11 protein-coding genes are annotated in these 11563 nt (G+C 64.9%); 8 read left to right on the forward strand and 3 right to left on the reverse strand.

What is annotated here, in order from left to right; all coding sequences use genetic code 11:
- Window positions 1-109 precede the first annotated feature (109 nt).
- From P3G66_RS24140 to pknB, 6 genes are read left to right on the forward strand one after another with little or no spacing between them, the layout of a single operon-like run.
- Window positions 110-574, forward strand: coding sequence for an FHA domain-containing protein (locus P3G66_RS24140; protein ID WP_003943418.1), 465 nt, complete (start codon window positions 110-112; stop codon window positions 572-574).
- Window positions 571-1995: a protein phosphatase 2C domain-containing protein gene (locus tag P3G66_RS24145; RefSeq protein WP_276117201.1), complete on the forward strand. Its 1425-nt coding sequence runs from the start codon at window positions 571-573 to the stop codon at window positions 1993-1995. The genes P3G66_RS24140 and P3G66_RS24145 overlap by 4 nt, the downstream gene beginning before the upstream one ends.
- Window positions 1995-3446, forward strand: a complete 1452-nt coding sequence (locus tag P3G66_RS24150) for an FtsW/RodA/SpoVE family cell cycle protein (protein WP_003943414.1) — start codon at window positions 1995-1997, stop codon at window positions 3444-3446. Before P3G66_RS24145 ends, P3G66_RS24150 begins: the two co-directional genes overlap by 1 nt.
- A complete protein-coding gene (locus P3G66_RS24155) occupies window positions 3443-4909 on the forward strand; it encodes a penicillin-binding protein 2 (RefSeq protein WP_003943415.1) in 1467 nt (488 codons plus the stop codon). Before P3G66_RS24150 ends, P3G66_RS24155 begins: the two co-directional genes overlap by 4 nt.
- Before the next feature lie 3 nt (window positions 4910-4912).
- Window positions 4913-6271 carry a protein kinase gene (locus P3G66_RS24160; protein ID WP_019746232.1) on the forward strand — a complete coding sequence of 453 codons (1359 nt, stop codon included), beginning with the start codon at window positions 4913-4915 and terminating at the stop codon, window positions 6269-6271.
- The gene (pknB, locus tag P3G66_RS24165) at window positions 6268-8193 is read left to right on the forward strand and encodes a Stk1 family PASTA domain-containing Ser/Thr kinase (protein ID WP_042453355.1); all 1926 of its coding nucleotides are present in this window, start codon (window positions 6268-6270) and stop codon (window positions 8191-8193) included. Before P3G66_RS24160 ends, pknB begins: the two co-directional genes overlap by 4 nt.
- 57 nt (window positions 8194-8250) lie before the next feature.
- On the opposite strand, the gene P3G66_RS24170 is transcribed toward pknB, so the two are convergent.
- Both P3G66_RS24170 and P3G66_RS24175 read right to left on the reverse strand, forming a co-directional pair.
- Window positions 8251-8916 (reverse strand): aminodeoxychorismate/anthranilate synthase component II, encoded by a 666-nt coding sequence (locus tag P3G66_RS24170; RefSeq protein ID WP_003942537.1) that lies wholly within the window; start codon window positions 8914-8916, stop codon window positions 8251-8253.
- Between the two features lie 22 nt (window positions 8917-8938).
- Window positions 8939-9580, reverse strand: a complete 642-nt coding sequence (locus tag P3G66_RS24175) for a DUF881 domain-containing protein (RefSeq protein WP_223304399.1) — start codon at window positions 9578-9580, stop codon at window positions 8939-8941.
- Between the two features lie 174 nt (window positions 9581-9754).
- Here P3G66_RS24175 and crgA point away from each other — a divergent pair, with 174 nt between their 5' ends.
- Both crgA and P3G66_RS24185 read left to right on the forward strand, forming a co-directional pair.
- Window positions 9755-10018 (forward strand): cell division protein CrgA, encoded by a 264-nt coding sequence (gene crgA, locus P3G66_RS24180; RefSeq protein WP_003942576.1) that lies wholly within the window; start codon window positions 9755-9757, stop codon window positions 10016-10018.
- A gap of 107 nt (window positions 10019-10125) precedes the next feature.
- Window positions 10126-10617 carry a PH domain-containing protein gene (locus P3G66_RS24185; RefSeq protein ID WP_007729219.1) on the forward strand — a complete coding sequence of 164 codons (492 nt, stop codon included), beginning with the start codon at window positions 10126-10128 and terminating at the stop codon, window positions 10615-10617.
- A gap of 7 nt (window positions 10618-10624) precedes the next feature.
- On the opposite strand, the gene P3G66_RS24190 is transcribed toward P3G66_RS24185, so the two are convergent.
- On the reverse strand, window positions 10625-11473 hold the full coding sequence (locus P3G66_RS24190) for a TauD/TfdA family dioxygenase (protein ID WP_007729209.1): 849 nt from the start codon (window positions 11471-11473) through the stop codon (window positions 10625-10627).
- Window positions 11474-11563 lie beyond the last annotated feature (90 nt).

Raw genomic sequence — 11563 nt, forward strand, 5'->3', positions numbered from 1 at the left:
CTGTCAGTATCGTGATCTTCGGGGCCCAGAGCCCCCTATGATGCTGCCAGTCGACAATGCTCGAACCCCGCTGCGGCGGGGCTCGAGCCATAGAAGGAGGTGGACAGCCGTGCAGGGCCTGATTCTGCAACTCACACGGGCGGGCTTCCTGCTCCTACTGTGGCTGTTCGTCTGGGCAGTCCTCCGCACTCTCCGCTCCGACATCTATGCCGGCTCCGGGGTCAGGGTTCCGCCGCGGTACACCCGCGCCGGAAAGGTCCTGCCCTCGCTGGGCAAGGCGAAGGTGCCTCGGTACCTGGTGGTCACGCAGGGCGCCCTCGCCGGTACCCGCATCACCCTGGGTTCTCAGCCCGTCATGATCGGCCGCGCCGATGATTCGACGCTCGTTCTCACCGACGATTACGCGTCGACGCGCCATGCGCGGCTCTCGCAGCGCGGCGCCGACTGGTACGTCGAGGATCTCGGTTCGACCAACGGCACCTATCTGGACCGCGCCAAGGTCACCACTGCGGTGCGCGTCCCGCTGGGCACCCCGGTTCGCGTCGGCAAGACGGTAATCGAGCTACGCCCGTGACCCTTGTTCTCCGCTACGCGGCGCGCAGCGACCGCGGTCTCGTGCGCTCCAACAACGAAGATTCCGTGTACGCCGGTGCACGCCTGTTGGCTTTGGCCGACGGCATGGGCGGACACGCGGCCGGTGAGGTCGCGTCGCAGTTGATGATTGCCGCCCTGGCGCATCTCGACGACGACGAGCCCGGCGAGGATCTGCTCGGCAAGCTCGAGGCAGCCACCCGCGAGGGCAACGATTCCATCGCCGATCACGTCGAGGAAGAACCCGAACTCGACGGCATGGGCACCACGCTCACCGCGATCCTCTTCTCGGGCAGCAAGCTCGGCCTCGTGCACATCGGCGACTCGCGCGCCTACCTGCTGCGCGACGACCACCTGACGCAGATCACCCGTGACGACACGTTCGTTCAGTCGCTGGTCGACGAGGGCCGGATCACCGCCGAACAGGCACACACGCACCCGCAGCGATCCCTGATCATGCGGGCGCTGACCGGCAACGAGATCGAGCCGACGCTCACCGTGCGCGAAGCCCGCGCCGGCGATCGTTACCTGCTCTGCTCCGACGGCCTCTCCGACGTGGTCAGCGACGAGACCATCGAGAACACGATGCGCGAGGGCTCGCAGGAGCAGTGCGCCGACCGTCTCATCGAATTGGCGCTGCGCAGCGGCGGTCCCGACAACGTCACCGTCGTCGTCGCCGATGTCATCGACCTCGACTACGGCCAGTCGCATCCCATCGTCGCGGGCGCCGCGTCGACGGAAGAGGAAGAGGACGCCCCTCCCCCCAACACCGCTGCCGGCCGCGCCGCTGCCATGCGTCCGCCGCGCGCGACGCCCAAGCGAGTTGTCTCCCAACCCGAACCGGAACCGAAGAAGAAGCGGAACCGGTTGTGGTGGGTGGTCCTCGCCGTGGTGCTGATCGCGCTGGTCGGCGTCGGCGCCGTGATCGGCCGCGCCGTCATCCGCAACAACTACTACGTCGGCGAAGACAACGGCCGCGTGACGGTGCTGCGCGGAATCCCCGGTTCGGTGCTCGGTTACTCGCTGCAAGACGCGGATCTGGTGGGTTGCGTCGGCGACGACGACGTCCTCACTCTCGTCTCCCCCGACGCGATTCCCAGCAACTGCAACATCCTCGAGGTCACCGATCTGCAGCCGTCGGCGCAGGAGCAGGTGCGCGCCGGGCTGCCGTCCGGCAAGCGTGAAGATGCGCAGAGCCAGATGATCCGACTCATCGGCGGCGATCTGCTTCCTCGTTGTGAGCCGGTTCCGACAACGACAGCAGCGCCCACTCCCCCGCCTGCACCGGAGACCACTCCGGCTCCTGCGCCGCCCGCTGAGCCGGCCACGCCGACGAAGGCAGCACCCACGACTACGCCTACGCCGACCGACATTCCCGGTCAGACTTGCAGGACGGTCAACTGATGTCGTCCAACGCAGCTGCGGGGACGGCTTTTCCGAGTCCGCCCGGAGGTTTTGCCCCGGCGCCGGTCCAGTCGACCCGCCGAAACGTGGAGCTGCTGCTCCTGGGCTTTGCCGTCATCATCACGACGGTCTCGCTTCTGCTCGTCGAGGCGAGCCAGGAACAGAAGATCACTCTCGATCTGGCCAAGTACGCGCTCGCGTACACGGGCTTGTTCCTGATCGCGCACTTGGCAATTCGGCGGTATGCGCCGTACGCCGATCCGCTGCTGCTGCCGATCGTCGCCCTGCTCAACGGCCTCGGGTTGGTGCTCATCCACCGACTCGACCTCGCCGACGAACAGACAGCGCTCTACAACGGCGTCGAAGCACCGTCACCGGATGCGAACCAGCAGGTCATGTGGACTGCACTGGCGATCACCGGTTTCGTGTTGCTGCTCGTGTTCTTGAAGGACTACCGCCTGATGGCGCGGTTCAGCTACACACTCGGCCTCGCAGGCCTGGTGTTCCTGGCGATTCCCGCGATCCTGCCGGCGAAGTTCTCGAGCGTGAACGGCGCAAAAATCTGGATTCGCCTGCCTGGATTCAGCATTCAGCCAGGTGAGTTCGCGAAGATCCTGCTCATCATCTTCTTCGCGTCGGTGCTCGTCGCCAAGCGCGACCTGTTCACCTCGGCCGGTAAACACTTCCTGGGCATGGACTTTCCGCGTGCCCGCGACCTCGGTCCGATCCTGCTCGCCTGGATCGTCTCAGTGGGCGTGCTCGTCTTCGAAACCGACCTCGGTACGTCGTTGCTGCTCTTCAGCACCGTGCTGGTGATGCTCTACATCGCGACCGAACGTGTGGGCTGGCTGGTGATCGGCGGCGGACTGCTCGCCATCGGATTCTTCTTCGCCTACAAGATGTTCGGACACGTGCGCGTGCGCGTCGACACCTGGCTGGACCCGCTCGGCGACTACGCCAACACCGGTTATCAGATCTCGCAATCGCTGTTCGGCCTGGCCACCGGTGGTATCGCCGGAACAGGTCTGGGCAGCGGCCGCCCCAACCAGGTGCCGTTCGCGAAGACGGACTTCATCATCGCGACCATCGGCGAAGAGCTCGGTTTGATCGGCCTGGCCGCTGTGCTGATGCTGTTCCTGCTTCTCATCGTGCGCGGCCTGCGTACGGCGTTGGCAGTGCGCGACAGCTTCGGCAAACTGCTGGCCGCCGGTCTGTCGTTCACCATCGCGATCCAGATCTTTGTCGTCGTCGGCGGCGTCACCAAGCTGATCCCGCTGACGGGTCTGACTACACCGTTCATGTCGTACGGCGGCTCGTCGCTGCTCGCGAACTACCTACTGCTGGCCATCCTCGTCCGGATCTCGGACGCGGCTCGTGCGCCGGTAGTGACGAAGAAGAAAGGTCCGCCCCCAATCGCTGACGCCAATACCGAGATGATGCCGCGCGTATGAACACTCCACTGCGCCGCGTCGCGATGGCCGTCATGGTGATGGTCGTCGCGCTCCTCGCCAACGCCACGTACGTACAGGTCATCAAAGCTGACGACCTGCGAGCCGACCCGCGCAACTCGCGGGTGCTGCTCGACGAGTACTCACGCCAGCGAGGTCAGATCTCGGCTTCCGGTCAGGTGCTTGCCGCCTCCCGCGCCACCGACGACCGGTACAAGTACCTGCGCGAGTATCCGAATCCGTACCCGTACGCACCGGTCACGGGCTTCTACTCGATGCAGTACGGCAGCGCCGGCCTCGAGCGCACCGAGGATCCGATTCTGAACGGCTCGGACAACCGGTTGTTCAGTCAGCGCTTCTTCGACCTGGTGTCCGGACGCGATCCGCGCGGCGGCAACGTCGTCACGACGCTCAATCCGGCCATGCAGCAGGTGGCCTACGACCAGTTGACCAGCAAGGGCTACACCGGTTCCGTCGTCGCCATCGAGCCGAGCACCGGACGCATCCTGACGATGGTCAGCACCCCGAGCTACGACCCGAACCTGCTTGCCAGCCACGACGGCGCCGAAACCACCAAGGCGTGGGACGAGCTCAATGCCGATCCCAACGATCCGTTGGTCAACCGCGCTATCTCGCAGACCTACCCGCCCGGCTCGACCTTCAAGGTGCTCACCACGGCCGCAGCTCTTGGCAACGGTGCGACCCCGGACGACCAGCTGACCGCGGCGCCGCAGATCACGCTGCCCGGCACCAACACGACCCTCGAGAACTACAACGGCAGCACGTGCGGCCCCAACCCGACGGCGTCGTTGCGCGACGCGTTTGCGCGCTCGTGTAACACGGCTTTCGTCGAACTGGGCATCAAGGACGGCGCGGACGCCATCAAGGACGAGGCCAGCGCTTTCGGCATCGGACCCAACACTCCCGCGATCCCGCTGCCGGTTGCAGACAGCACGGTCGGCGACATCTCCGACGACGCGGCTCTCGGCCAGACCAGCATCGGCCAGCGTGACGTCGCGGTGACCCCGCTCGAGAACGCAGTGATCGCCGCGACCGTCGCCAACGGTGGAGTGCGGATGCAGCCCAACCTGATCTCCCAGTTGCAGGCACCGGATCTGACCGATCTCAGTACACCGTCGCCGGTGTCGATGGGTCAGGCGATCTCGCCGGCAGTTGCGGCAACGCTGACCGATCTGATGATCGGCTCGGAGAACTTCACCGGCGGCGACGGCAAGATTCCCGGCGTTCAGATCGCGTCCAAGACCGGTACCGCCGAGCACGGCGTGAACCCGCGGGAAACTCCGCCGCACGCCTGGTACATCGCTTTTGCACCGGCGCAGAATCCGACGGTCGCCGTGGCCGTCATAGTCGAGAACGGTGGTGACCGCGGACTTGCCGCTACCGGTGGCTCGGTTGCTGCGCCGATCGGTCGTGCAGTCATCGCAGCCGGAATCCAAGGGGGCTGAACCGTGGCGTTGAACAACGGCGCTTTGATCGCCGATCGTTACCGATTGATCCGTCTCATCGCCACCGGTGGGATGGGTCAGGTGTGGGAAGCCACCGACTCCCGGCTCAACCGTCGCGTCGCCGTCAAGGTACTCAAGTCCGAGTTCTCTTCCGATCCGGAGTTCTTGGAGCGCTTCCGCTTCGAGGCCCGCACCACCGCGCAGCTCAACCATCCCGGTATCGCCGGAATCTACGACTACGGCGAGACCCGCGACAGCTCGGGCGATTCCACGGCGTACCTGGTGATGGAACTCGTCAACGGTGAACCGCTCAACGCCGTCCTGGCGCGCGTCGGCCGCCTGGCGGTTCCGCATGCCCTCGACATGCTCGAGCAGACCGGCCGCGCCCTGCAGGTCGCACATGACGCCGGTGTCGTGCACCGCGACGTGAAGCCCGGCAACATCCTAATCACGCCGACGGGCCAGGTGAAGATCACGGACTTCGGCATCGCCAAGGCCGTCGAGAACTCGCCCGTCACGCGTACGGGAATGGTGATGGGCACCGCCCAGTACATCGCGCCCGAGCAGGCTCTCGGTCAGGACGCGACCGCGGCGAGTGACGTGTACTCGCTGGGAATCGTCGGATACGAAGCACTTTCGGGTCGACGCCCGTTCACCGGTGACGGCGCGCTCACCGTCGCGATGAAGCACGTGCAGGAAACCCCGGCTCCGATGCCGGCCGACCTGCCGCCGAACATCCGCGAGCTCATCGACATCACGTTGACCAAGGATCCGGCCGGCCGCTACGCCAGTGGCGGTGAGTTCGCCGACGCCGTTGCAGCCGTTCGGGCAGGGAGGCGTCCACCGCCGCCCGGTCTGCTCGCCACCGGTGCCGCAAGCGCGTTGCCGGCAACTGGTGCCACGCAGGTCATGCCGCCGACGTACGCGGGCCCGGTGACGGGCGCAGCTGTTGCGGACGACGCGGCAGCCGGCGGAATGACCAGTGGGCAGAAGGCCGTGGCATGGGCCGGCGGCGGATTGATCTTGTTGGCGTTGATCATCGGCGGAGTCTGGATCGCGACCGATGGTCCCAGCGACCCGACGCCGCCCGTCGTCACGTCCACGACGTTGCCGACCACCACGACGACCAAGCCCACCACGACGACGACTCGGCCGACGACGACGACCACCGAGCCGACAACAACGACGACTCGGCCGACGACAACCACGACCGAGCCGACAACCACCACGACAACGCCGACCACGACAACAACAACTCCGACGACCACAACCACCACCACGACGACAACGACGACCACAACGACCACTGAGCCGTTGGCGGATCCCGGAGACGCTGAAGAACCGCTAGGACAAGACCAATGACGACACCCCGCAATCTCTCCTCCCGCTACGAGCTGGGTGAGATTCTCGGCTTCGGCGGAATGTCCGAGGTTCACCTGGCGCGCGACCTCCGACTCAGCCGCGACGTCGCGATCAAGGTGCTGCGTGCAGACCTCGCGCGCGATCCCACGTTCTACTTGCGGTTCCGTCGTGAGGCGCAGAACGCTGCCGCGCTGAACCATCCGGCGATCGTGGCCGTCTACGACACCGGTGAAGCCGAGACCGACGCCGGGCCGCTGCCGTACATCGTCATGGAGTACGTCGACGGCGACACGTTGCGTGACATCGTGCGCAGCACCGGGCCGATGGCTCCGCGCAAGGCGATGGAAGTGATCGCGGACGTCTGTGCGGCTTTGGACTTCAGCCACCGCAACGGCATCGTGCACCGCGACGTCAAGCCCGCCAACATCATGATCAACCGTGCCGGCGCCGTGAAGGTGATGGACTTCGGTATCGCCCGTGCCATTTCCGACGCGTCGAGCCCGATGACGCAGACGGCCGCCGTGATCGGCACCGCTCAGTACCTCTCGCCGGAGCAGGCGCGAGGTGAGCAGGTGGACGCGCGTTCGGACGTCTACTCACTCGGTTGCGTGCTGTTCGAGATTCTGACGGGCGAGCCGCCCTTCAAGGGTGATTCACCGGTCGCCGTGGCGTACCAGCATGTTCGTGAAGATCCGCAGACGCCGTCGGAGATCAATCCCGACATTCCGCGCGAGCTGGATTCGATCATTCTCAAGGCAATGAGCAAGAACCCGGCCAACCGCTACCAGAGCGCCGGCGACATGCGCAGCGACTTGGTGCGTGTCCTGGGCGGTCAGCGTCCGAGTGCGCCGATGGTGATGAACGACGAGGACCGCACCACCATCCTCGGCGCCGTCGGCTCCGACACCGGGAACTACCGCACCGCTCCCGATCCGGTCGAGCCGGTTCCTGCGAGGACAACTCGCGCCGCCGAGCCGCCTGCCAAGAAGAAGGGCGGACGCTACGCCCTGATGGGCATCGCGGCGCTTCTGGTGATCGGTCTGGTGACGTTCTTCCTCATTCGGGTGAACTCGCCGAAGGTCGAGATGGTGACCGTTCCGGGTGACCTGACCAACCAGCCCGCCGACGTCGCCGAGGCGACGCTGACCAACGCCGGATTCCAGGTGGAGCGTCAGCAGAAGACGGACAAGGTGATCGCCGCCGGAAACGTCATCACGACGCGTCCGGTTGCCGGGGTGCGTATCGAGAAGGGCAGCACCGTCACCATCGACGTGTCCACCGGACCCGAGCAGGTCGCGATCCCACGCCTGACCGGGCTGAGCCAGGACGACGCGGAGAAGAAGCTCAACTCCGTCGGACTCCGACTTGATCCGACCATCGGCAAGGCGGCATCGACCGTCGCCGAGGTCGACAAGATCGTCAATCAGGACCCGGCCGTCGGAGTGTCGGTTGTTCTCGATTCCGCGGTCTCGATCACCGTCGGCACCGGACCGGAGCAGGTTCGTGTCCCGGATGTCACCGGTCAGCGTGAAGAGGTGGCGAGGCCCAACATCGAAGGTGCCGGGTTCGTCGTCCAGATCACGGAGATCGATTCGGGACTGCCCAAGGGACAGGTTGTTTCGACCGACCCGACCGGCGGTACTTCGGCCACCAAGGGTTCGACCGTGACGCTACGAGTGTCCAACGGCAACCAGGTCGCGATGCCTGATCTGACCAACAAGACGGTGTCGGAGGCGTTGAGCACGCTTCGCGCAGCCGGTTGGGCGGGAACCGCTTCGCAGCTGGTGCAGAACCAGAGCACGACGCTCACCCCGGAAATGGTGGGCAAGATCGTCTCGCAGACCCAGCCTCCGGGCTCGGAGATCTCCAAGGACGCGGTCATCACCGTCAGCGTCGGAGCGCTCGGAATCCCCGGCCGCTAGCAAAGTGAAAAAGTGCCTCCCGGAGATTTCCGGGAGGCACTTTTTTGTGGACAGGTGTCAGAGAATTGCGGGTAATGCGCCACCGAGCGCCGACGCGACCTCGGCCTCGAGGGCTGCGACGAGTCCTTCCGGAGGCGCCTCACCGCAGACTGCGAGCCAGTTCGCGAGCATCCGGTGTCCACCCTGGGTGAGTACGGACTCGGGGTGGAACTGGACGCCGTGAATCGGCAGTTCGCGGTGGCGCATCGCCATCACGACGCCGCTCTCGGTGTGGGCGGTCACCTCGAGTTCCTCGGGAATGGTGTCCTCGAGAACCGTCAGCGAGTGGTAGCGGGTAGCGGTGAACGGATCGGGCAGTCCGGCCAGGACGCCGACGTCCTTGTGGTGAACCAGACTCGTCTTGCCGTGAAGCAGTTCGGGCGCGCGGTCGACGGTTCCGCCGAAAGCCGCACCGATCGCCTGATGTCCGAGGCAGACGCCAAGCAGCGGGGTCTTTGTGTCGGCGCAGACCTTCACCAGATCCATCGTCGCTCCCGCGCGCTGCGGAGTTCCGGGGCCCGGGCTCAGGAGAATGCCGTCGAACTGCGCTACTGCACCCTCGAGGTCTGCCGTCAGTTGTGGATCGTCGTTGCGCCAGACCACGGCTTCGGTTCCGAGCTGGCCGAGGTACTGCACCAGGTTGAACACAAAGCTGTCGTAGTTGTCGACGACGAGAATCCTCATGAGAGCAGGGTAAACGCCCGTGCTATCCGCCGGTATAGGCGGGGACCGTGATCTGCGACGGCGTTGCCTGCGTGTACCCGAGGCCGAAGCGGGTCGCGTACTGCTTGTAGATCCGAATGCCCGGTTCGGCAGCGAGGGCCGCCTCGAGGCGCGCAACGTCACCGATGGCGCTCATCACGTACGGCGGGCTGTAGGTACGTCCGTGAAGAAGAAGAGTGTTTCCGATGCACCGCGGCGCCGACGTACTGATGATCCGTTGGTCCTGCATGCCCACCGCTTCGGCCCCGCCGGCCCACAGTGCGTTCAGGACGCTCTGAACGTCCTGCTGATGCACGACGAGGTCGTCCGGGGTGGCGTCGACCGGATACTTGCCGTCGGCGTTGCGCGGAGCGTCCGTCATCGTGACGACAACACCCGGGCCGGTCATCTCCGTCAGTCCCGCGTCGGCGGAGATGTTCTTGATGTCACCGAGCGCGGCGGCCACTCCGGCGTCGGACCGAGCGGCGTCTTGCTGCAGCGAATCGAGCTGGGCGGCAAGTTCGTCCCGGTCGGCCGAGACTTTTTCGGCATTGGCCTGGGCGCTGCGAACCAGATCGGAGAGCCTGGTGCTTTCGGTGACCTGGAGCTGGTTCTCCTCGGCGGATCGTTGCGCCGTGGCGACCATCAGACCGGCTACCAGGCAGACGGCAAGTACACCGATGTGCCAGACGGTTCGTGAAGATTCACCCGAAGACACGTGGCTCCTCCCGGATTGTGCAGGTCGGCCGGTGACCAACTGGACACAGCTACGTTAGCGTGTAGGTAACACATGCAGGTCACACCGTAGAGCGAGGACGTCATGCCCAAGTCGAAGGTCCGTAAGAAGAACGACTACACAGTCAACCCGGCAAACCGCACTCCGGTGAAGGTGAAGATGGGTCCGTCGAGCACGTTGTACGTCTCGGTGATGCTCGGATTCATGCTTGTCGGCCTGGCGTGGCTGATTGTGTACTACTTGGCCGCGGATTCGATCACGTGGATGAACGACTTGGGAAACTATAACTTCCTCGTCGGCTTCGGTTTCATGGTTGTCGGCCTTGTCATGACCATGAGATGGCGCTGACCAGCGAGTATCTGATTCGACCCGGATCGTGACCGTCATTCAATTACATGGGTGTCATTCATCCCCATTGTGGATAACTCCTGTGGACAACCTAGGAAGTTATCCACATGCTCGAGGATGAATTTCATCCACAGCCTCGTGACAACGTCACGGAGGTGATCTCGTGGGCCACTCCGATGGGTGTTGTCTACGCGATGTTCGGCGGCGGAATTGCCCTCGCGATCGCCTCGATAATCGCGCCCACGGAACCTGCCGGGCGCTTCCTGCTCGCCCTCGCGGTGATCGGGCTGTTCGTGATGGGCGGACTCGCCCTGCGTCAGCGTCCCCGCCTGGCTGTGATCGAAGACGCGGGAACCAAGTCGATCGCGGTGCAGCGACTGCGCGCCCGCCACGAGTTCACCCGCGAACAGATCGACCGGGTCCGTCTCGTCCGCTACCCGCGTCTGGGTCGACGCGTCCCGATGCTCGAGATCGACATCGTCGACCGTCCCACCGACACCGAGAAGCTGTTGATCTTCGGACGCTGGGATCTCGGCACGTCGCCTGAGAACGTCCTGGACGTGCTCGCCGTTCACGGTTTGGTGCCGCCCGAAAAATAAGCGCTGGTTACATGGCCAGTGCCGCGAGGTCCGGCTGCACGATGTCGAGAGCCTGCTGCGGCACCGCGACTGCGTCGCTCGACCATCCCCAGATCGAGTACAGCTCACGGCCGGGGTCGGTGTACCCGTCGCGGCCGTGAAGCACCCGGTAGTTGTCGATGCAGATCATCTCGCCGGCTTCGGCGCGGAACATCGGCCCGCTGTCTCGCACGTGAATCACGGCCTCACTCCACTGCTTCACCAGCGGCCACTGCGCTTCTTCCGATTCGCCGGCGATCGGCGCGAGATATGGGTGATACCGAACCTGGTTGCGTCCACTCGGCACCGTCCGGGCGATCGGCGCGAATGTGTTCTGCGGGAAGTTCGGTTCCGAATGGTCGATGTCTGTGCTCCAACAGAATTCGGCCAGCTCCGCTGTTGCGGGATCGAAGGCGAGCAATTGGGTCAGTTTGACCGCGTCGATGAGAAACGAGTCGCCGCCACTCGGGTACGCCGGGCGCTTGCACCACAGAAACAGGTAATCGGGAGCGTAATCGCCGAACGCGAAACCGTCGTTGTGGGCGGTCATCCGCTCGCCGGAGATACCGAACGAGCGCTTGCGGCCGCGTTCGTCCACTGGTTGCGTGTCGACGACAGCGGCTTCGGCATCCTGACTCTTGGCACTCGCCTCGAACTGGCGGCCGACGCGAATGCACTTCTCACCGAGCAACTTCGACGCGAAGGCAATGGCATCTTCCTCGGTGTGCAGGCCACCGAAGACCGCGGCCCCGTCGAGAGCGATTGCCGCCCGGACGGCCTCGACCGTCTCCACGCGCCGCGGAACAACACTTGCCAGCGTCAAATCGGAAGAGAACATTCATCACTCCATACGTCGAGTTGGCCAAACGGTTCAACTCGAGCGTAGGAACTCGTCATTTCGACGGCGTAACTCCGGAAACCGATTCGG

The organism is Rhodococcus sp. C3V (genome assembly GCF_029269915.1).
GTDB lineage: Bacteria > Actinomycetota > Actinomycetes > Mycobacteriales > Mycobacteriaceae > Rhodococcus_F > Rhodococcus_F qingshengii.